Genomic DNA, 19964 nt, shown 5'->3' with positions numbered 1-19964 from the left:
CCGGCTGCTTCTGTGGGAGCCCCGACCTCGGGGCGATGCTTTTGAGCCTCGGGCAGTCCTGCGGCCTGCAGTCGCCGCGGGGGCGCGCCTCCCACCGGTTCGGTGTGCACCGGCTGCTTCTGTGGGAGGCCCGACCTCGGGGCGATGCTTTTTGGCTTCAAGCTTCAAGCTTCAAGCTTCTGGCTCATCAATGCCCGCGCAGCATGTCCCGCGGCACGTACTTGCCCAGCTCGTGCTTGCCGATGGAAGCCAGGTGTACCTCATCCGGACCATCGGCCAGGCGCAGGGTCCGCTGCATGGCGTACCAGTGCGCCAGCGGGAAGTCCTCGGACACCCCGGCGCCGCCATGGATCTGGATGGCGCGGTCGATCACCTTGAGCGCGACGTTCGGCGCCACCACCTTGATCTGCGCGATTTCGCTGGCGGCGATCTTGTTGCCCACGGTGTCCATCATGTAGGCGGCATTGAGCGTCAGCAGGCGCGCCATGTTGATCTCGATGCGCGACTGGGCGATATGGTCGAGGTTGCCGCCCAGCCGCGCCAGCGGCTTGCCGAACGCGGTACGGCTGACGGCGCGTTCGCACAGCAGCTTCAGCGCCCGCTCGGCGACGCCGATGGAACGCATGCAGTGGTGGATACGGCCCGGGCCGAGACGCCCCTGGGCGATCTCGAAGCCGCGGCCTTCGCCGAGGATGACGTTCTCGTAGGGGACGCGGACGTTTTCCAGCAGCACTTCGGCATGGCCATGCGGCGCGTCGTCGTAGCCGAACACCGGCAGCGGGCGCAACACCTTCAGCCCCGGCGCGTCCATCGGCACCAGGATCATCGAGTGCTGCTGGTGGCGCGGCGCATCCGGATTGGTCAGGCCCATGAAGATCATCACCTTGCAGCGTGGATCGCAGGCGCCCGACGTCCACCACTTGCGACCGTTGATCACCCACTCGTCCCCTTCGCGCACGGCGCGCGCCTGCATGTTGGTGGCGTCGGAGGACGCCACCGCCGGCTCGGTCATGCCGAAGGCGGAACGGATCTCCCCGCGCAGCAGCGGCTCCAGCCACTGGCGCTTCTGCGCCTCGCTGCCGTAGCGCACCAGCACCTCCATGTTGCCGGTATCCGGCGCGGAGCAGTTGAAGGCTTCCGGGCCGAGGCCGGAGCTGCCCATGATCTCCGCCAGCGGCGCATATTCGGTATTGCTCAGGCCGGCGCCCAGTTCCGATTCCGGCAGGAACAGGTTCCACAGCCCCTCTGCCTTGGCCCTGGCCTTGAGCTCTTCGACGATCGCGGTCGGCTGCCAGCGATCGCCTTCGGCGACCTGCTGGTAGAAGACCTTTTCGGCCGGATAGACATGAGCGTCCATGAACGCCTGCACGCGCGCTCTCAGCTCTTGAACCTTGGGGGAGTAGGCGAAATTCATGGCGACGACCTTCTGCGGGTGTGTATGTAAGCAAGGATGCTAGAGGACGGCTTTCGATTTATCTAAGCTATTTTCCTCGTGTATAAACATTCATAACCGATATATGATCGGCGCATCCGTTACATGCCGGAGAGCACAACAATGAACCTGAACAAGGTCGACCTGAATCTGTTCATCGTCTTCGATGCCATCTATACCGAAGCCAACCTGACCCGCGCCGGGCAGATCGTCGGCATCACCCAACCCGCCGTGTCCAATGCCCTGGCCCGCCTGCGCGAGACCTTCAACGACCCGCTGTTCGTGCGCACCGCGCAGGGCATGGTGCCGACGCCCATGGCGCAGAACATCATCGGCCCGGTGCGCAACGCCCTGCAGCTGCTGCGCGTGTCCGTGCAGGAAAGCCGGACGTTCAATCCGGCGCAGGCGAACAAGGTGTTTCGTATCAGCATGACCGACCTCACCGAGGCGGTGATGCTGCCGCCGCTGTTCCAGCGCCTGCGCCGCCTGGCGCCGAACGTGAAGATCGAGAGCATGCTGGCCAAGCGCCGCGAGACCACCAAGGAACTGGCCGCCGGCCGCCTGGACTTCGCCATGGACGTCCCGCTCAACACCGACCCGCAGGTGCGCCACGCCAAGCTGCTGGAAGACCGCTACATCTGCGCCATGCGCCGTGGCCATCCGCTGGCCAAGGACAAGCTGAGCCTGGAGCAGTACCTGGGGCTGTCGCACATTCATATTTCCAGCCGCCGCAGCGGCCTCGGCCTGGTGGACCTCGCCTTGGGCAAGATGGGCCTGCAGCGCAAGATCGCCCTGCGCTCGCAGCACTACCTGATGGCGACCCAGGTGATCGAGCAGACTGACATGGTGGTCACCGTTCCCGAACGCTTCGCCCGCCGCCACAACCTGCACCAGGTCGACCTGCCGGTGGACGTCGCGCCGCTGGAAACCCACATCTACTGGCACGAAAGCACCGACCAGGACCCGGCGAACCGCTGGATGCGCGAACAGATGATCGAGATCGCCCAGCAGGTCACCGCGCAGCAGGACAAGACCGACTAGAACTCAGCCGCCATTACCCTACAATCGCCGCCTCTGTTCCCCGAGGAGTACCCGATGCCCAAAGCCATGGCCCGCCACATCCTGGTCAAGACCGAAGCCGAAGCCGCGCAGCTGAAGAAACGCCTGGCCAACGGCGAGGCGTTCGACGTGCTGGCGCGCAAGTACTCCACCTGCCCATCCGGCAAGAAAGGCGGCGATCTCGGCGAGGTTCGCCCGGGGCAGATGGTGCGCAGCATCGACCAGGTGATCTTCAAGAAGCCGCTGCGGGAGATCCACGGCCCGGTGAAGAGCCAGTTCGGCTACCACCTGGTGCAGGTGTTCTACCGCGACTGACGCTCAGAAGCGCTGCAACTGCATCTCGCGCAGGCGGCTCAGGGTACGGCGGAACGGAAACGACAGATAGCCCTCGGTGTAGAGCTCGTCCAGCGCCACCTGCGCCTCGATGTACAGCGGAACACGGCGGTCGTAGCACTCGTCCACCAGCGCGATGAAGCGCCGCACACCGTCGTCGCGGGCGGCGAGCCGGGGCAGCTCGCGGTCCCCCGCCGCCACCCGCGCGGCGGCATCCTCGGTGCCACGGGCGATGCGGCCGTCCTTTTGCGCGCTGCCCAGTTTCGGCACGTCGTCGATCAGGATCGCTCGGAAGCGGTCGCACAACTCGATGAAATCCAGCGCGCTGAAGGGTTGCTCGCACAGGTCGGCGAAGCGACACCAGAGCACCGACTCGCTGCGGCGCAGCACCGGCAAGGGACGTCGGCCGAGCGTTGCCGGTTCGTCGCTGGCGGCGCCTTCGGCCAATGCCTCGAACAGCTCCGGCAGAACGCTGGGGCTGCCGGGGGCACGCACCCAGTAGCGCTGCAGCACGGCACCGGGGCGCAGGCGATGATCCGCGCCGCCGTCCACGTTGACCACCTGCATGTGCTGCTCGATGGCCTCGATGGCCGGCAGGAAGCGCTCGCGATTGAAGCCATCGGCATACAGCTGCTCCGGCGGCTGGTTGGAGGTGGCGACGATCACCACGCCCTGCTCGAACATCACCCGGAACAGGCGGCCGAGGATGATCGCATCGCCGATATCGCCGACGAACAGCTCGTCGAAGCACAGCACGCGGATCTCCTCGCCAAGCTCCCGGGCCAGCGCCTGCAACGGGTCGGCGGTGCCGCTGAGCTGGAACAGGCGCATGTGCACCCAGCGCATGAAGTGATGGAAGTGTTGTCGGCGCGCGGGAACCGGCACGCTCGCATGGAACATATCCATCAGCCAGGTCTTGCCGCGTCCCACCGGCCCCCACAGGTAGATGCCGGCCGGTACCGCCTCCTGCCGCAGCGCGTCGTGGCAATGCTGCAGCAGCTCCACCGCGCGCAGCTGGGCGGCATCGCTGACGAAGCCCTCACGGTCGACGGCTTGCTCGTACAGGGCGAAGGGGGATGGATGTTCCATGGCGACCGGCTGGTTGAAGAAACGGCCCGCGATGGTAACGCAGCCTCGCCGGAAGCGGCAGCAGGAGCATCAATCGCCCATCAGTTGCCCGGCCTGCTCGCGCACCTGTTCCAGCAACGCCAGCTGCGCGGTCGACGGCGCCTCCTGGGCACGTGTCAGCGCATACAGCCGCACCGGTATCGATGGTTCCAGCGGGCGCTGCTCGACCGTGCTCCCGCCCGCCGCCGCCGTAAGCGGATCGACCAGTGCCAGCCCCTGCCCGGCGGCGACCAGGGAACACGCCAGCTGGTAGGTCTGCACCCAGGTATCGATGCGCGGCGGTGGATTGAGCTCCTCCAGATGCCCGCGCAGCAGGCCGCCCAGCGCATCGCGGGTATCCAGGCCGATCAGCGGCGCACCGGCCAGTTCCGGCAGCCGCAGCGGTTGCGGCAGCCTGTCGGCCGGCCACCAACCAGCCGGCGCGATCACCGTCATCTGCCCTTGCGCCAGCAGCTGGCTGCTCAGGCCCGGATGCTCGACGGCCTGCAGCGTCAGCCCCAGGTCCGCTTCGCGCAGCAGCAGCGCCTCGACGATCTCGGCGGTGTGCTGGGTGGCCATCTGGCAGGGCGTGTTGGCGAAGCGGCCGCGCCAGCGCCGCAGCGCTTCCGGCAGCAGCGCCTGGGCCAGCGCCGGCGTGCAGATCAGGCGCAACGCACGCTCCTCGCCACGCCCGAGGTTGTCCGCCAGGCGTCGCAGGTTCTGCAGGTCGGCCGCCAGGCGCTCGGTTTCCTGTTGCAGGATGCGCGCCTCGGCAGTGGGCTGCAGCTTGCCGCGAACCCGGCTGAACAGGGCGAAGCCCAGTTGCTGCTCGGCATGCTTGAGGATCTTGCTCGCCGCCGGCTGCGAGATGTGCAGCAACTGCGCGGCCGCCGTCAGGCTGCCGGTCTGCAGAATGGCCTGGAACAGTTCGATATGGCGAAGACGCATGGCTAGGGTCTGTTGGGGTTTCGACCCGCCAGAGCATAACCCCGGGTTATGGCTTGCCTCCATCCTTTCATTGGCCGCCCCGGCCGCATTCGCCCTAGGCTTCCGGCATCACCTTTCAGGGAGCGAAGCGATGCGAGTTGCGGTAATCGGTGCCGGCGTGATCGGCCTCACCACGGCCTATGCGCTGGTCCGCCAGGGCCATCGGGTGGACCTGATCGAGCAGCGCGACCAGGTGGCGCTGGAAACCAGCTTCGCCAATGGCGGCCAACTGAGCTATCGCTACGTCTCGCCGCTGGCCGATACCGGCGTGCCGCTGCAGGCCCTGGCCTGGATGCTGCGCGGCGACGAGGCGCCGCTGCGTTTCCGGCCGACGATGAGCCTGCGCCAGTGGCGCTGGTGCCTGCGTTTCCTGCTCGCCTGTCGCCGCTCGACCAACCGCCGCAACGCCGCGCACCTGCTGCGCCTGGCGCTGCACAGCCAGCAGGTGCTGCGGGACTGGCGCGAGCAGGACGGGCTGGATGACTTCGCCTGGCGCGCCAACGGCAAGCTGGTGATCTACCGCGACCGGGCGCACCTGGACAAGGCCGCGGCCGGGATCGATGCCAGCGCCGACCAGCAGCTGCTCGATGCCCGCGGCTGCGGCCTGGTCGAGCCCGCCCTGCTGCCGCTGATCGACAGGCTGCAAGGTGGCATCTACTCCCCCGGCGACGAAGTCGCCGACTGCCATCTGTTCTGCAAGCGGCTGCTGCAGCGCCTCGAACGATCGGCGAACTTTCGCCTGCATTGCGGCCAGGCGGCCAGGCGGCTGCGCCGCGAAGACGGCAGGATTCGTTCGTTGACCCTCGGCGAGCAGGAGTTGCCGCTGGATCATCTGGTGATCGCCGCCGGAGCCGCCAGCGTGGCGCTGCTGCGACCGCTGGGCATCGAGCTGCCGATCTACCCGCTCAAGGGCTACAGCCTGACCCTGCCGCTGCACAGCCATGCCGGCATCCCCGAAACCAACGTGACCGACTACGACAACAAGGTGGTCTACGCGCGCCTCGGCGATCGGCTGCGGGTCGCCGCCATGGTCGACATCGGTGGCTGGGATGCCAGCCTCGACCGCCGGCGCATCGCCATGCTGCAGCGTCTGGCCAGCGAGACCTTTCCCGCTGCGGGCGATTATCGCCAAGCCACGCAATGGGCCGGACTGCGCCCTGCAACGCCCGAGGGCACGCCACTGCTGGGCGCCTGCGGCATGGACAATCTCTGGCTCAACGTCGGCCACGGCAGCCTCGGTTTCACCCTGGCCTGCGGCAGCGCCGACCTGCTCTGCGACCTGATCGATGGCCAGCATCCAGCCGTGGCGCTGGATGGCCTGGTGCTTGCTTCCTGACCCCCCGACGAGGAGAAGAACCATGTCCTTGCAACGCATCGCCCCGAACGAACGCATGTCCGCTGCGGTAACGTTCGCCAATCTGGTATTCCTTTCCGGCCAGGTACCCGACGACCGTACCCAGGACGCCAGCGGGCAGACCCGCCAGGTGCTGGACAAAATCGATGCGTTGCTCGCCGCAAGCGGCTCCGATCGCACCCGGCTGCTCAGCGCGCAGATCTGGCTGAAGGACATCGAGGCCGACTTCGCCGCGATGAACGCCATCTGGAGCGCCTGGCTGCCCGTAGGCTGCGCCCCCGCGCGGGCCACCGTCGAGGCGCGGCTCGCCTCGGCGGACGTGCGCGTGGAAATCATGGTGATCGCAGCTGCCAGCTGATCGCCGGTTGCTGCGCCCCGGATGCACCCCCGTTTCACCCAACCACACGCAAGAGGAACAACAATGAACAAGAAAACACGTGTCGGCCTGCTTGGCTGCACCCTCCTCGCCGGCGCCCTGGGCGCCACCACCGGCATGGCCCAGGAGCGCTTCGTGACCATCGGCACCGGCGGCCAGACCGGCGTCTACTACACCGCCGGGCAGTCGGTGTGCCGCTTCCTCAATCGAGCCGAGACGCAGCCGGCGATCAAGTGCAACGCGCCTTCCACCGCCGGCAGCGTGACCAATATCGTCTCGCTGCAGAACGGCGAGTTCGAGTTCGGTTTCATCCAGTCCGACCACCAGCACAAGGCGCTGAACGGGCTGGCCCCGTTCGACAAGGGCGGGCCGATCGGAGAGCTGCGCGCGGTGTTCTCGCTGCAGACCGAGATTCTCACCGTCGTCGCCCGGCACGACAGCGGCATCGCAACCTTCGACGACCTCAAGGGCAAGCGGGTGAACATCGGCGTGCCCGGCTCCGGCAGCCGCGACACCTTCGACGAAGTCATGAAGGCCAAGGGCTGGACCAATGCCGACTTCGCCCTGGCCGGCGAACTGAAGCCGGCGGAGATGGCCTCCGCGCTGGGCGACAACAACCTCGACGCCATCACCTATGTGGTCGGCCACCCCAGCGGCGCCATCCAGGAGGCGCTGACCAACGTGCAAGCTACGCTGATCCCGGTCAGCGGCCCGCAGATCGACGCGTTCCTCAAGGGTGCCGACTACTACACCGCCGCCGAGATCCCCGCCGGGCTCTACCCGGGCGTGGACGCGCCGGTGCCCTCCATCGGCGGCAAGGCGGTGCTGGCCACCACCGCGAAAACCGACCCGGAGGTGGTGTACCAGCTGGTCAAGTCGGTATTCGACAACCTCGAGCGCTTCAAGCGCCTGCACCCGGCCTTCGCCGACCTGCAGGCCGAGGACATGATCCGCGTCGGCCTGACCGCACCGTTGCACGAAGGCGCCGAGCGCTACTACAAGGAGAAGGGCTGGCTCTAGTCCGGTACCACCATGGCCATCGAGCGACTCGATGGCCTCCGCTATCGCAGGTGCCGCTACTGCATGCCTGCCGAGAAAGCCGAAGCCGCGCTCAAGTTCAGCGCATTGCGGTCGATCTTGGAGGCAATGACAGTGCAGGGAACCGCGCGATGCGTATCGAAACCAGCGGCCCGCTGAACAACCTGGTCAGGAGTGTTCAGCGACAAGCCAGCGCAGCCGAGCGAACTCCGCAGGAGTTACGCCAGGGGTTGCGCGTCAGTCTTTCCGAACTGGGCAGGAGCCTGTCCGCCAAGAGCGGGGAAAAGAACCGGGACATCGACGAAAGCGGACTGCCCGACAGCACCAAGCAACTGCTGAAGATGATCCGGGAACTGAAAGCGCAGATCGCCGCGAAGGAAGCCGAGCTCAAGGCCCTGTTGGCCGACCGGGACCTCGATCCGGAGGCCAGGCAACTCAAGGTCGAGGCGCTGCAGGCGGAGCTGGCGATGCTCAACGGCGCATGGGCATCGGCCAATGCCAGCCTGATCAAGCAGATGCAAGAACAGGGGCTCAGCGATGAGCAGATGCTCACTGCCATGTCCCTGGCCACCGGCTGAAACCGCCTGCTCGCTGCTGCCCTGGCCTTCGGGCCACCGTCCGTCTTTATTCGGGTAGCCCCGCCCTGCGCAGCCCCAGCGCCAAGGTGGCGAGATTCTCCGCCCGATGAATCGGCAGCCAGTCCTTGAGATTGGACAGGCGCAGCCCCGGATCGAGCCGACGCAGATGCGCCATCGCCTGGCGTGCAGCGGCCTCCTGCCCGGCAAGCGCTTGGCTCGCCGCGAGGACGGCTGCGGCCAGAAGGAATCCCGGCAGCTCCCGGGCCGCGTTCCGTGCCCACGCCGTCGCAATATCGAAGTGCCCCTGGAACAGATTCGCGACCGCCATACCGGCCTGCATCCGGTACAGCTCCGGATCCAGTGGGCTCAAGCGCATGGCGTGCGTGAAGTGTTCGATGGCGGCATCGGTTTCGCCGTGCCAGAGCCTGAGAAATGCACCGAGGAACCATGCCGCCGCGAGGTTGGGGTTGAGCACGAGCGCCTTGTCCAGCAAGGCGATGCCGCCCTCTAGGTCACCGGCAAGATGGCCGAGCGCATGCCCGCTTCTGGTGAGCGCGACCGCATCCTCCTTGTCCAGCTCCACGGCCCGTAGAGCCAGCCGGGTGCCCTCGGCCATTTCCCGTGGGCGATCCGTCATCCAGCCATTGACCTTGCGCCAGCAATGGCACCAGGCCGCCATCGCATGGGCCGAGGAAAAGTCCGGGTCGATCTCCATGGCCCTGTGGAAGAGCTGCAGCGCCTGGTCGATGGTCTCCCGGGAGCGTGGTGCACCTTGGCCATTGCGCGCAGGTAGTAATCGTAGGCGTCGAGGCTTGCGGTCGGTTTGTGCCGCGCCCGCTCGATCTCGGCACGTTCGAGCTGGGGCGCGATCGCACCGACCACGCTCTCGGTGATCCGGTCCTGAAGCTCGAAAATGTCATCGAGGACGCCCTCGAAGCGATCCGCCCAATGGTGCGCGCCGGTCGTTGCATCGATCAGCTGGCCGGTGATGCGTACGCGGTTGCCCGCCCTGCGCCAGCTGCCCTCCAGCATGTAGCGCACCCCCAGTTCCCGGCCGACCTGTTGTGCATCGACCACCCGGCCCTTGTAGGTGAAGCTGGAGTTGCGCGCCACGACGAACAACCAGCGATAGCGCGACAACGCCGCGATGATGTCCTCGACCACGCCGTCGACCAGGTAGTCCTGCTCCTGGTCGCCAGTCAGGTTCACGAACGGCAAGACGGCAATGGATGGCCTGGCCGGCAATAACGGCGCATCTGCCTGGCCTGCGGGCACAGACGGCGAATCGACGCCCTGCATGGCCCCTGCCGTCTTGAGCTCGGCGACGAACCGGAACCCCTTGCGAGCGATCGTGCGTATCACGCATTGCTGCTGGCCGCTGTCGCCGAGCGCCTTGCGCACCGCATTGATATGACTGGCCAAGGTCGATTCCGAGACGATCCGGCCCGCCCATACCGCTTCGATCAGCTCATCCCGGCTGACGACACGCTCGCGGTTCTGCGCCAGGTAGACCAGCAGATCGAAGACCTGGGGTGCAATTGCAACACTTCGGGATGCTCGCCAGAGCTCCCGCCGGTCCAGGTCGAGCACGCAGTCCTCAAACAGCAATTGCATTCCGGGCTCCTTGCTCCGCATTCGCGCATCGGGCACCAGGCGCGCTCGCCGGCGGGGACGCCGGCCCTGGGTTTTCTAGAGGGATATTCAAGCCAAATTCAATGGAAACCCAAGGCCGCGGCAAAGCATTGCCACCACGCGGCCCGCATGCTGAACCCATCGATCGCCGCAACGAGATGATCGACAGCAGCGAGGAACAGAACATGAAAATAGTCGTAATTGGCGGCAGCGGCCTTATCGGGTCGAACATTGTAAACAGGCTGCGTCTCGATGGTCACGAGACCGTCGCGGCCTCCCCCGGCACGGGTGTGAACGCCGTTACCGGACAGGGCCTGGCGCAAGCCTGGAGGGTGCCCAGGTGGTCGTCGACGTGGCGAACTCGCCGTCGTTCGAAGATCGCGCCGTGCTGGAGTTCTTCGAAACGTCCTGCCGGAACCTTCTCGCCACCGAAGCCGAGGCCGGTGTGGAGCACCACGTCGCGCTCTCCGTCGTCGGCGCCGATCGTCTTCCGCAAAGCGGCTATTTCCGCGCGAAGGTCGCCCAGGAAAACCTGATCAAGGCCTCGAAGCAGCCCTACACCTTGCTGCGCTCGACACAATTTTTCGAATTCATCGCAAGCATCGTCGAGTCGGGCGCCGATGGCGACACGATTCGCCTCTCACCGGCCCTCATGCAACCCGTCGCGGCGGACGACGTCGCGGCCGTGCTGGCCGATCTGGCAGTCGGCGCGCCGCTGAATGGCACCGTCGAGGTGGCCGGCCCGGACCGTTTCCCGCTCGACGAACTGGCGCGCAAGTTTCTCGCCGCACGGGCGGACAAGCGCCGGGTGATCGCCGACGTTCACGCGCACTACTTCGGCAACGCGTTGGACGATCGCTCGCTGGTTGCCGGTGCCAGCCCGCGCATCGGCCCGACCCGTTTCCAGAACTGGCTCAGCCGTTCCTCCGCAAGGGGATGAGCCGGGCGGGCAGGCCGTGCGCCCGCTCGCCCTCTTCAACCGCCACTCCACACCCATCGAGGTTTCACCATGACCCAGCGCATCGATTACCAGCAGCAATCCCCCGAGCTGTTCAAGAAACTCGTCGAGTTCAGCTTTGCCCTCAGGACCTCCGTCATCGAGCAGTCGATCCGCGATCTCGTGGAAATCCGCGCCTCGCAGATCAACGGCTGCGCATTCTGCGTGGACATGCACGTCAAGGAGGCGACGATGCATGGCGAGCGGGCGCTCAGGCTGCACCATGTCGCCACCTGGCGCGAATCGACCCTGTTCAGCCCACGCGAGCGCGCCGCCCTGGCCTGGACCGAAATCCTGACCCGGATTCCCGCCGAAGGCGTGCCTGACGACGTCTATGAACGCGTTCGTACGCAGCTGTCCGAGAAGGAACTGTCCGACCTGACCTTCCAGGTGATGTCGATCAACGCCTGGAACCGCGTCAACGTAGGCTTCCGGGTCGTGCCTGGCACCTATGACAAGGCGTTCGGCGTGGACAAGTCCGGGCTGGAATGACCGTGGAGGGCACCTCGGTGCCCCGCCACTCGCGAACCAATGATGGAGGAACGAATCGTGTCCACGTCCAGACTCTGCGCCATCCTGATGCTGGCTGTCTGCACCGCCAACGCAGAACAGGCGCCCCCGCCAGTCCAGGTATCCCCGCTACTGAGCAAAGCGTTGGCCGAGTACCCGGGCAAGGAAGCCGTGGCCATCGAAGTGACCTATCCGCCGGGCGGCGGCGACCCCGTGCACAAACACGACGCACACGGCTTCATCTATGTGCTGGAAGGCTCGATCGAGATGGGCGTGCGTGGCGGCAAAACCGTGACGCTGACACCAGGCCAGACCTTCTACGAAGGCCCGGATGACATCCATACGGTGGGACGCAACACCAGCCTCACCGAACCCGCCAGGTTCCTGGTCTTCCTGCTGAAGAACAGCGACGCGCCGATCCTGACGCCGCTGCCCTGATGGTGGGCGGGGTTTGCTGCAAGGCTCTCGCTATCGATGCTGGCTCGGGTAGCCGGCTAGTGCGGGGGCCGAGCACACGCAGACGACTTGGCTCGCCCGCACTGCCACCCGGATGAATAGTCCCGAGGACTCTTCCCGAATCGAATCCGAGGCCTGTGGTCGGTACGCTTGCGGGTATAGTCATGTCCATGACTCCTGTACAAGGCTCTTCTCCAGCCACTGGGGAGAAGTGATCAGAGCGAACTCCGGTCTGGGTATTCGCTACCGTCCTCCGTACAATGCGCGCCACACCTATGCAACCATGTGCCTGATGGCTGGCATGCGCCCTGCTTTCATCGCTAAACAGCTTGGCCATTCGTTACAAATTCTCCTATCTCGGTACGCCCGTTGGCTGGATGGAGAAGGCGATTGGGACGAGATGCAGAAATTGCAAATTGGTCCGAAATTGGTCCGAAGCGAAACCTAACCCCTCTGAAACCCGCGAGATTACTGGCTTTGATTTCCACCGCTAATATCACCATGCAGTTCGGTGCCAAACCGCTGTTCGAAAACGTTTCCGTCAAGTTCGGCGGTGGCAACCGCTACGGCCTGATCGGCGCCAATGGCTGCGGCAAGTCGACCTTCATGAAGATCCTCGGCGGCGAGCTGGAGCCTTCCGCCGGCCAGGTGATGCTCGAACCCAACGTGCGCCTGGGCAAGCTGCGCCAGGATCAATTCGCCTATGAAGAGTTCAGCGTGATCGACACGGTGATCATGGGCCATGTCGAGCTGTGGAAGGTGAAGGCCGAGCGCGACCGCATCTATTCCCTGCCGGAAATGAGCGAGGAAGACGGCATGGCCGTCGCCGAACTGGAAGTGCAGTTCGCCGAGTACGACGGCTACACCGCCGAATCGCGCGCCGGCGAGCTGCTGCTCGGCCTGGGCATTCCGCTCGAGCAGCATTTCGGCCCGATGAGTGCCGTCGCCCCCGGCTGGAAGCTACGCGTGCTGCTGGCCCAAGCGCTGTTCTCCGATCCGGAAGTACTGCTGCTCGACGAGCCGACCAACCACCTGGACATCAATACCATCCGCTGGCTGGAGTCGGTGCTCACCGCGCGCAACAGCACCATGATCATCATTTCCCACGACCGTCACTTCCTCAACAGCGTCTGCACGCACATGGCCGACCTGGATTACGGCGAGCTGCGGCTGTTCCCGGGCAACTACGACGAATACATGACCGCCGCCACCCAGGCACGCGAGCGCCTGCTGTCGGACAACGCCAAGAAGAAAGCGCAGATTGCCGAGCTGCAGACCTTCGTCAGCCGCTTCTCGGCCAACGCCTCGAAGGCCAAGCAGGCTACTTCGCGCGCAAAGCTGATCGACAAGATCCAGCTCGAGGAAGTCAAGCCGTCCAGCCGCGTCAGCCCGTTCATCCGCTTCGAGCAGTACAAGAAGCTGCACCGCCAGGCGGTCACGTTGGAACGCGTCAGCCAGGGCTACGACGGCAGCGAGTTGTTCAAGAACCTGAACCTGCAGGTCGAGGCCGGCGAGCGTGTCGCCATCATCGGCCCCAACGGGATCGGCAAGACTACCCTGCTACGCACCCTGGTCGGCGAGATGCCGCCGATGTCCGGCGAGGTGAAATGGACCGAAAGCGCCGACGTCGGCTATTTCGCACAGGACCACGCCGAGGACTTCGAAGACGACGTGACGCTGTTCGACTGGATGAGCCAGTGGACCCAGGGCGGCGAACAGCTGGTGCGTGGCACCCTCGGCCGCATGCTGTTCTCCAACGACGAGATCAAGAAATCGGTGAAGGTGATCTCCGGTGGCGAACAGGGCCGCATGCTGTTCGGCAAGCTGATCCTGAAGAAGCCCAACGTACTGGTCATGGACGAACCGACCAGCCACCTGGACATGGAATCCATCGAGGCGCTCAACCTGGCACTGGAGAACTACCCGGGCACGCTGATCTTCGTCAGCCACGACCGCGAGTTCGTCAGCTCGCTGGCCACCCGCATCATCGAGCTGTCGGAAAACGGCATCACCGACTTCAGCGGCAGCTACGACGACTATCTGCGCAGCCAGGGCGTGCTTGTCTGAGTCGCTGCGCCGTGCGGACGGCATCCGCACGGCGCCAGCTGGCGGCGTAGCACCTTTACCGGTCGCCCCGATCGCTGGCAGCCACACGCCGGCGATTTCGATGAACCAAGAGTAGCCATGCCCCCGCGCCCATGAGCATGGCGGCACAGCCCATGGACATCAGCAAGGCCGATGCAACGCCGAAACGCTCGATCACCCAGGCAAAGACCACGGGCGCCATTGCCGAGAATACGAAGCTTGGTGCAATCAGCTCGCCGACCAGTTCGCCGTAGACACGCTGATCGAATGATGAGGTAGTACGACACGCCCCAGGACACCAGTTGGGAGAGGCCGAGGCAAACGACGGTTCGGCGAGAAATCACCTTTTCGTTTCAGGCTCGGCGGCGCTGGGCAGCGTAGCGGCACCGGTGTTCAGCGCGCGCTGCATCAGCACCGTATCCACCCACTGCCCCAGTTTGAAACCCACGGTGGCCAGCGTTCCAGCCTCGTGGAAACCCTGCTTGCGATGCAGCGCGATGGAACCGGCATTCGCGCTGTCGCCGATCACCGCGATCATCTGCCGCCACGGTCCTTTTTCGCAGCGTGCGATCAGCTCGCGCAGGAGTGCGCTTCCTATGCCTCTGCCGCCCATGTCCACCTCGACATAGATGGAATCCTCGACGGTGTAGCGGTAGGCCGGGCGCGGGCGATAGGCCGTAGCATAGGCATAGCCCGCTACCCTGCCGTCCACTTCCGCCACCAGGTACGCAAGGCCGGCCTGCAAAACGGCCTCGCGGCGCCCCGCCATCTCCTCGGGCGATGGCGGAACCTCTTCGAAGGTAGCGGTTCCGTTCAGCACGTAATGCGCATAAATGCGCTGTATGACCGCCATATCGCCGTGGACCGCATCGCGGATCCGGATGCCGTTGTCCGCGGCAGAAATTCCCCTGTCGGTCATTTGTATTCCTTCGCTGTCATCGTGGAAGCTGCGATGCTGCTTCAATTGCCCACATAAAAGAAGGTTTGACTTCCTATGCAATGCATAAGAATTTCTTAGGCATGAAAGACCTGAACCTGAATTACCTGAAAACCTTCGTCACGGTCGTCGAGCACGGCAGCTTCTCGGCAGCAGCGGACCGCCTTCGGCTCTCCCAGCCCGCCGTGAGCCTGCAGGTCCGGCAATTGGAACGGAGTCTTGGCGCGCGGCTGATCGAGCGCGTGGGGCGGGTGGCGAAGGCGACGCCGGCGGGCGAAGAATTGCTCGAGCATGCCGTCCATATCGGCGCCGCCGTCACCGCCGCGACCGAATCCGTCGGCCGCCGCTCCGCGGAAGGCGCCGGACGGGTCCGTATCGGCACCGGTGCCACGGCATGCATATTCCTGCTCCCGCCCCTGCTCAAGGAGCTACGCCAGACGTTCCCGAAGCTGGAAATCACGGTGACGACCGGCAACACCGCCGATATCGTCAAGGCGATCGAGGAGAACGTCCTGGATGTCGGGCTCGTCACGCTGCCGGTATCGGGCCGCAGCCTCGAGATTACCCCCGTCATGGATGACGAATTCATGCTGATCGCACCGGTCGATGTGGCATTGCCGGATCGCGTCACCCCCGCGACGCTGGCGACCAGGCCGGTCCTGCTGTTCGAGCCGGGCGGAAACACGCGCAAGATCGCCGATGCCTGGTTCTCGCACGGCGGCGTTCAGCTCCAGCCGATCATGTCGCTGGGGAGCGTGGAGGCGATCAAGGAACTGGTCGGTGCTGGTCTGGGCTGCGCGATTCTTCCCGGACTTGCCGTTCGCAACATGCGTACCTCCGGCGACATCCAGGTTCACGCGCTGCAGCCGAGGCTCCAGCGCCAGCTGGCCAGCGTGATCAGGCGCGACAAACGCCTTCATGCCGGGCTCGCCCATATCCTGCGAAGCTTCAAGCATCTTTCCAGCGCGGCTAACTGAGGGTCATATACGGCTCCGCTGCCCGAATCGGTCGGGCAGCGGGCCGTTTGCTGTCAGTGAGCGGGGCTGACTCGAGGTCTTGGCGTGAGGCCGAGTGGCTCGACACGCCGGCATCAACCGACCGCCGTGCTCCAGTCGATCATTCCCAGCTGCCAGGTGCCTAGAATCAGCAGCCCGAAGGCGATCCGGTACCAGGCGAACGCTGCGTAGCTGTGGTTGCCGATGAACTTGAGCAGCGCCCGCACCGCCAGCATGGCGAAGACGAAGGAGGTGACGAAGCCGATGGCGAAGACGGCGAAATCGCCCGGCTGGAACAGGTCGCGATACTTGTAGCCGGAATAGACCGCCGCGCCGACCATGGTGGGCATCGCCAGGAAGAACGAGAACTCGGTCGCCGCCTTGCGCGACAGGCCGAACAGCAGGCCGCCGATGATGGTCGAGCCCGAGCGCGAGGTACCCGGCACCAGCGCCAGGCACTGGGCGAACCCGACCTTCAACGCCAGCGTCCAGTTCATGTCGTCGACGGTTTCGGCGCGAATGGTATGGTCGCGCTTCTCGGCCCAGAGCATGACGACCCCGCCGATCACCAGCGCGGTGGCCACGGTGATCGGATTGAACAGGTATTCATGAATCGTGTCGGCGAAGGCGACACCCAGCACCACGGCGGGCATGAACGCCACCAGCAGGTTGGCGGTGAACTTTTGTGCCTGGCGCTGCCTGGGCAGACCGACCACCACATCGATGATCTTGCGCCGATATTCCCAGATCACCGCGAGAATCGCGCCGAGCTGGATGATGATGTTGAACGCCAGTGCCCTTTCGCCACCGAACCCGATCAGGTCCGCAACGATGATCTGGTGACCGGTACTCGATACCGGGAGAAACTCCGTCAGGCCTTCGACCACACCCAGAATCAGTGCCTGTACGGCAATCCAAAGATCCATCTACTCCCCATCAGCGATGCAGCCCATCGCGCATGAATACAACCAAGGTATAGGCCAGATAACCATCTGGCCGCTGTTCTGACTCGTTGCGGGGCAGTAAATTCCACCGCGAGCGAAACGGGCGCTCATTTTTAGTCACAGCCTGCCGAAAAGCTACACAGGAACTGTTGGTTTTCACCAATGCTCGTTTGAGCCTCACGGTGCGCACCTCGTCCCGGCACACCGGCGCCAGCGCGCAAGCCAACAGTCCTAAAAAACAAGCGATGGCACTTCTCGCGGATGCGAACAGATACAGGCCTCAGGGGGAGGCAGGTTCCACGCCGGTGCCACGCCAGAAAAGAACGACAAGAAAGACCCCCACCAGGAGCTATAGCAATGAATCTGCTGCGCAATTTCCCCATCAGCAAGCGTCTGTGGCTGATCCCGGTGGTCGCCATCGCCATGTTGTTCGTCCTCGGGCTGCTGATGATCCAGCAGGTCCGTACCGACCTCTATCAAGGCAAACAGAAGATGACCCAGCATGTCGTGGAGACTGCGGCGGGCATCCTCGAGCACTATCGGCAGCTTGAAGCCAGCGGGGCCATGGGCACCGCCGAGGCCCAGCGGGCCGCGATCGAACAGGTGCGTCTGCTGCGCTATGACGGCGAGGATTATTTCTGGATCAACGATCTCGGCCCGACCATGATCATGCACCCGATCCAGCCCAAGTTGGATGGGCAGGACATGTCCCGCGTCAAGGACCCGGAGGGCAAGGAGCTGTTCAACGAAATGGTCGCCATCGCCAAGCGCGACGGGGCCGGCCCGGTCGCCTACATGTGGGCCAAGCCGGGCGAGGCCGATCCGGTACCGAAGATCTCCTACGTCCAGCTGTTCAAGCCCTGGGGTTGGATCATCGGTTCCGGCATCTATGTCGACGACGTGGAACAGGAGTTCATGAACTACCTGATCCGCTTCTCCCTGATCGGCCTGTTCATCGCCGCCATCATGGCCGTGCTGGTCGCCATCCTGATTCGCAGCATCACCCAGCCGCTGCGCCACACGATGTCCGCGATGGCCAACATCGCCAGCGGCGAGGCCGATCTCACCCGCAGCCTGGATGTGTCCGGCAACGATGAGCTGACCACGCTCGGCCGTGATTTCAATACCTTCACCCAGAAACTGCGGACCGTGGTCGGCCAGCTGTTCGAAACCGCCGGAGCCCTGGATCAGTCCTCGCGCTCGCTCAGCCAGCTGTCCGGCCAGGCGCACGAACAGAGCCAGCAACAAATGCTGCAGATGGAACAGGTCGCCACCGCCATCAACGAAGTGACCTATGCGGTACAGGAAGTCGCCAAGAACGCCGAGCATGCCTCGAGCGAAGTGGGCGCGGCCGAAGGCCAGGCCGACCAGGGTCAGCGCAACATCGAAACCAGCCTGCAGCAGATCGACCAGCTCTCGGTGACGATCGGCCAGGCGGTCGAAGTGATCCAGTCACTGGCTGACGAAACCACCAAGATCGGCACCGTACTGGAAGTGATCGGCTCGATTGCCGAGCAGACCAATCTCCTCGCGCTCAATGCCGCAATCGAAGCGGCACGGGCTGGCGAACAGGGCCGCGGTTTCGCAGTAGTGGCCGATGAGGTCCGCCTGCTGGCCCAGCGCACCCAGCAGTCCACCGCCGAAATCCACGCAATGATCGAACGGCTGCAGAAGAATTCCGGCGCCGCCGTGAATGTCATCCTGGAGAGCAATCGCGCATCCCAGCTCACCGTGGAGCAGGCGAGCCAGGCGGGCGCCAGCCTCGGCGAAATTGCCCAGGCCCTGCGCAACCTGTCCGGACTGAACGCCTCGATTGCCAGCGCAACGCTGCAGCAATCCCATGTCGTAGAAGAAATCAACCAGAACGTGACCCAGGCTGCCGGGCTCGCCCAGGACAGCACCTGCGCGGCCGAGCAGTCCAGCGAAGCCGGCAAGCGCCTGGGCGAACTGGCGGAGCAATTGAACCGCCTGCTGAGTCAATTCAGGGTCTGACCCGCCAACGGTCCGCCCCCCAACGGGGCGGGCCGAGTGCTTCCGAGCCCCCCCACCGACATCTGCACTCCTGCCGTGCAGCGATATACCCGCGCAACGCTTCGTCACAGTCGGCGAAAAATTATTTTCACCTCTCCAGCGTGGCAAGTTGTCGCGCTCTTTTGTCCGCCGAGCGCACTCCATTTCGCCCTGCCGAATCGAAATAAATCACTCGAAACAACAACTTAGCTGTACGCCACGGCCGCTGACGAAAAACCGAAGGCGTTATACCTTTGGCTAATTGCAAAAAAAATACTGATTTTTCGAACTTCCGATGTGACTCCCAAGTCCTCTGGTTACATCAACTGCATGTAAGGTCGCTGCCAACACCTGGCGGCAGGCGAAAATTCGTATTTTGGGTATCACACAGAGAGATATGCCCCATGCACACCCCGCTGCGTATCAACGAAGCCCTTTTGATCACCGACCGTGCGTTCAAGCCTTTTCAGTGCGTCGCCTGGACGCTGCCTGAAGGGAACGGTGACGTCAGCATCACCGTCGTGGATCGCTCCGAACGCCTGCTGGGCCGCTGCAAGATGTCCAGCAGCGTCTTCACCGACCCCATCAAGCTCGGCGAGACCCTGGAGCAGACCCGCGAGCAAATGAGCCGCGACGGCGCCCACCTCTCACCGTGGCACATGCCCGAGTAATCCAGGCATAGACAAGAAGGCCCGCAGCACGCGTTGCTCCGGGCCTTTTCTTTTATGGGACGGCCGCCCGCCCGACTGATCCATTCGCCTGTTTGACGGTCTGATCTACAACACGCGAAACAGGAGAATCCCATGAAAGGCGCCGAAGCCTATGTCAACGATCAATGGCAAAGCAGCGGCCTGGCGAACCTGCCGAACGGGCCAGACGCCCACTGCGTGAAACTCCGCTTCATCGTCCCGCGCGACGCCCAGTTCACCGGCCTGCTCACCCGCATATGCGCAGTGGCACAGCGGCACCTGTGCGAGTTCTACCGAGGCCGCGAAGTCACCCACAAGCCCGTCGTGGGTTCGGTGGTCGGCGATGGCAGCGGCGACGGCATCGAACTGGAGTTCACCGTAGCGCCTGAATGACCGGCGATCCACCGCTCGCCCTGCGAGCCCGCCTGGTTTACCTGGAAGGATG

19 protein-coding genes and 3 pseudogenes are annotated in these 19964 nt (G+C 64.5%); 15 read left to right on the top strand and 7 right to left on the bottom strand.

The annotated features are described in order from the left end of the window. Positions 1–187 precede the first annotated feature (187 nt). Positions 188–1414, bottom strand: coding sequence for an acyl-CoA dehydrogenase (locus tag BAY1663_RS01560; protein ID WP_037037434.1), 1227 nt, complete (start codon positions 1412–1414; stop codon positions 188–190). A 141-nt stretch (positions 1415–1555) separates the two neighbouring features. Here BAY1663_RS01560 and BAY1663_RS01555 point away from each other — a divergent pair, with 141 nt between their 5' ends. Together BAY1663_RS01555 and BAY1663_RS01550 are read left to right on the top strand one after the other, a co-directional pair. Then, positions 1556–2473, top strand: coding sequence for a LysR family transcriptional regulator (locus tag BAY1663_RS01555; protein WP_037037431.1), 918 nt, complete (start codon positions 1556–1558; stop codon positions 2471–2473). A gap of 33 nt (positions 2474–2506) precedes the next feature. Continuing rightward, the gene (locus BAY1663_RS01550) at positions 2507–2806 is read left to right on the top strand and encodes a peptidylprolyl isomerase (protein ID WP_371257573.1); all 300 of its coding nucleotides are present in this window, start codon (positions 2507–2509) and stop codon (positions 2804–2806) included. 3 nt (positions 2807–2809) lie between these two features. Here BAY1663_RS01550 and zapE read toward each other — a convergent pair whose 3' ends face one another. Both zapE and BAY1663_RS01540 read right to left on the bottom strand, forming a co-directional pair. Beyond that, positions 2810–3913, bottom strand: coding sequence for a cell division protein ZapE (gene zapE, locus BAY1663_RS01545; protein WP_037037426.1), 1104 nt, complete (start codon positions 3911–3913; stop codon positions 2810–2812). Between the two features lie 69 nt (positions 3914–3982). Next, on the bottom strand, positions 3983–4879 hold the full coding sequence (locus tag BAY1663_RS01540) for a LysR substrate-binding domain-containing protein (RefSeq protein ID WP_037037423.1): 897 nt from the start codon (positions 4877–4879) through the stop codon (positions 3983–3985). 130 nt (positions 4880–5009) lie between these two features. Here BAY1663_RS01540 and BAY1663_RS01535 point away from each other — a divergent pair, with 130 nt between their 5' ends. The 4 genes from BAY1663_RS01535 (at position 5010) to BAY1663_RS01520 (ending at position 8264) form a co-directional block, all read left to right on the top strand. Further along, positions 5010–6254, top strand: a complete 1245-nt coding sequence (locus tag BAY1663_RS01535) for a D-amino acid dehydrogenase (RefSeq protein WP_037037420.1) — start codon at positions 5010–5012, stop codon at positions 6252–6254. A 22-nt stretch (positions 6255–6276) separates the two neighbouring features. After that, positions 6277–6630: a RidA family protein gene (locus BAY1663_RS01530; protein ID WP_037037418.1), complete on the top strand. Its 354-nt coding sequence runs from the start codon at positions 6277–6279 to the stop codon at positions 6628–6630. Between the two features lie 63 nt (positions 6631–6693). Then, a complete protein-coding gene (locus BAY1663_RS01525; protein WP_037037415.1) occupies positions 6694–7668 on the top strand; it encodes a TAXI family TRAP transporter solute-binding subunit in 975 nt (324 codons plus the stop codon). Between the two features lie 149 nt (positions 7669–7817). Next, entirely contained in the window at positions 7818–8264 is a 447-nt protein-coding gene (locus tag BAY1663_RS01520) for a hypothetical protein (protein WP_037037412.1), read from the top strand. Positions 8265–8310: 46 nt separating this feature from the next. On the opposite strand, the pseudogene BAY1663_RS01515 reads toward BAY1663_RS01520, so the two are convergent. Continuing rightward, a pseudogene (locus BAY1663_RS01515) lies at positions 8311–9878 on the bottom strand (winged helix-turn-helix domain-containing tetratricopeptide repeat protein). A 98-nt stretch (positions 9879–9976) separates the two neighbouring features. Further along, positions 9977–10156: a hypothetical protein gene (locus BAY1663_RS24385; protein WP_164838417.1), complete on the bottom strand. Its 180-nt coding sequence runs from the start codon at positions 10154–10156 to the stop codon at positions 9977–9979. On the opposite strand from BAY1663_RS24385, the pseudogene BAY1663_RS01510 reads away from it, so the two are divergent. From BAY1663_RS01510 to BAY1663_RS01495, 5 genes and pseudogenes are all read left to right on the top strand, one after another. Continuing rightward, positions 10082–10836 (top strand): annotated as a pseudogene (locus BAY1663_RS01510) (SDR family oxidoreductase). The gene BAY1663_RS24385 and the pseudogene BAY1663_RS01510 sit on opposite strands and share 75 nt — an antisense overlap. Positions 10837–10905: 69 nt before the next feature. Next, on the top strand, positions 10906–11385 hold the full coding sequence (locus tag BAY1663_RS01505; protein WP_037037409.1) for a carboxymuconolactone decarboxylase family protein: 480 nt from the start codon (positions 10906–10908) through the stop codon (positions 11383–11385). Between the two features lie 57 nt (positions 11386–11442). Further along, positions 11443–11841, top strand: a complete 399-nt coding sequence (locus BAY1663_RS01500) for a cupin domain-containing protein (protein ID WP_256206498.1) — start codon at positions 11443–11445, stop codon at positions 11839–11841. A gap of 250 nt (positions 11842–12091) precedes the next feature. After that, positions 12092–12307: pseudogene (locus BAY1663_RS24925) on the top strand (site-specific integrase); the annotation flags it as partial. Positions 12308–12336: 29 nt separating this feature from the next. After that, positions 12337–13926, top strand: coding sequence for an ABC-F family ATPase (locus BAY1663_RS01495; protein ID WP_037037406.1), 1590 nt, complete (start codon positions 12337–12339; stop codon positions 13924–13926). A 358-nt stretch (positions 13927–14284) separates the two neighbouring features. Here BAY1663_RS01495 and BAY1663_RS01490 read toward each other — a convergent pair whose 3' ends face one another. After that, positions 14285–14863, bottom strand: coding sequence for a GNAT family N-acetyltransferase (locus BAY1663_RS01490; protein WP_128576019.1), 579 nt, complete (start codon positions 14861–14863; stop codon positions 14285–14287). A gap of 101 nt (positions 14864–14964) precedes the next feature. Here BAY1663_RS01490 and BAY1663_RS01485 point away from each other — a divergent pair, with 101 nt between their 5' ends. Continuing rightward, a complete protein-coding gene (locus BAY1663_RS01485; RefSeq protein WP_037037404.1) occupies positions 14965–15858 on the top strand; it encodes a LysR family transcriptional regulator in 894 nt (297 codons plus the stop codon). A gap of 113 nt (positions 15859–15971) precedes the next feature. On the opposite strand, the gene BAY1663_RS01480 is transcribed toward BAY1663_RS01485, so the two are convergent. Beyond that, positions 15972–16802: an undecaprenyl-diphosphate phosphatase gene (locus BAY1663_RS01480; protein ID WP_037037401.1), complete on the bottom strand. Its 831-nt coding sequence runs from the start codon at positions 16800–16802 to the stop codon at positions 15972–15974. 375 nt (positions 16803–17177) lie between these two features. Here BAY1663_RS01480 and BAY1663_RS01475 point away from each other — a divergent pair, with 375 nt between their 5' ends. The 3 genes from BAY1663_RS01475 to BAY1663_RS01465 all read left to right on the top strand — a co-directional run bounded on the left by BAY1663_RS01475 (position 17178) and on the right by BAY1663_RS01465 (position 19912). Continuing rightward, complete coding sequence (locus tag BAY1663_RS01475; protein ID WP_037037398.1) at positions 17178–18812, top strand: methyl-accepting chemotaxis protein; 1635 nt, start codon at positions 17178–17180, stop codon at positions 18810–18812. Positions 18813–19234: 422 nt separating this feature from the next. Beyond that, a complete protein-coding gene (locus BAY1663_RS01470) occupies positions 19235–19501 on the top strand; it encodes a hypothetical protein (protein ID WP_037037396.1) in 267 nt (88 codons plus the stop codon). Between the two features lie 132 nt (positions 19502–19633). After that, positions 19634–19912 (top strand): hypothetical protein, encoded by a 279-nt coding sequence (locus tag BAY1663_RS01465; protein ID WP_037037393.1) that lies wholly within the window; start codon positions 19634–19636, stop codon positions 19910–19912. Positions 19913–19964 lie beyond the last annotated feature (52 nt).

The sequence above is a fragment of the Pseudomonas sp. BAY1663 genome, assembly GCF_000582595.1.
GTDB lineage: Bacteria > Pseudomonadota > Gammaproteobacteria > Pseudomonadales > Pseudomonadaceae > Stutzerimonas > Stutzerimonas stutzeri_AF.
This window is presented reverse-complemented; position numbering and strand designations above follow the sequence as displayed.

Excerpts from the sequence above, each read along its gene's own strand:
- BAY1663_RS01520 (WP_037037412.1), top strand. The coding sequence starts at position 7,818 with ATGCGTATCGAAACCAGCGGCCCGCTGAACAACCTGGTCAGGAGTGTT.
- BAY1663_RS01470 (WP_037037396.1), top strand. The coding sequence starts at position 19,235 with ATGCACACCCCGCTGCGTATCAACGAAGCCCTTTTGATCACCGACCGT.
- BAY1663_RS01530 (WP_037037418.1), top strand. The coding sequence starts at position 6,277 with ATGTCCTTGCAACGCATCGCCCCGAACGAACGCATGTCCGCTGCGGTA.
- BAY1663_RS01465 (WP_037037393.1), top strand. The coding sequence starts at position 19,634 with ATGAAAGGCGCCGAAGCCTATGTCAACGATCAATGGCAAAGCAGCGGC.
- BAY1663_RS01475 (WP_037037398.1), top strand. The coding sequence starts at position 17,178 with ATGAATCTGCTGCGCAATTTCCCCATCAGCAAGCGTCTGTGGCTGATC.
- zapE (WP_037037426.1), bottom strand. The coding sequence starts at position 3,913 with ATGGAACATCCATCCCCCTTCGCCCTGTACGAGCAAGCCGTCGACCGT.
- BAY1663_RS01505 (WP_037037409.1), top strand. The coding sequence starts at position 10,906 with ATGACCCAGCGCATCGATTACCAGCAGCAATCCCCCGAGCTGTTCAAG.
- BAY1663_RS01540 (WP_037037423.1), bottom strand. The coding sequence starts at position 4,879 with ATGCGTCTTCGCCATATCGAACTGTTCCAGGCCATTCTGCAGACCGGC.
- BAY1663_RS01485 (WP_037037404.1), top strand. The coding sequence starts at position 14,965 with ATGAAAGACCTGAACCTGAATTACCTGAAAACCTTCGTCACGGTCGTC.
- BAY1663_RS01535 (WP_037037420.1), top strand. The coding sequence starts at position 5,010 with ATGCGAGTTGCGGTAATCGGTGCCGGCGTGATCGGCCTCACCACGGCC.
- BAY1663_RS01560 (WP_037037434.1), bottom strand. The coding sequence starts at position 1,414 with ATGAATTTCGCCTACTCCCCCAAGGTTCAAGAGCTGAGAGCGCGCGTG.
- BAY1663_RS01525 (WP_037037415.1), top strand. The coding sequence starts at position 6,694 with ATGAACAAGAAAACACGTGTCGGCCTGCTTGGCTGCACCCTCCTCGCC.
- BAY1663_RS01555 (WP_037037431.1), top strand. The coding sequence starts at position 1,556 with ATGAACCTGAACAAGGTCGACCTGAATCTGTTCATCGTCTTCGATGCC.
- BAY1663_RS01490 (WP_128576019.1), bottom strand. The coding sequence starts at position 14,863 with ATGACCGACAGGGGAATTTCTGCCGCGGACAACGGCATCCGGATCCGC.
- BAY1663_RS01480 (WP_037037401.1), bottom strand. The coding sequence starts at position 16,802 with ATGGATCTTTGGATTGCCGTACAGGCACTGATTCTGGGTGTGGTCGAA.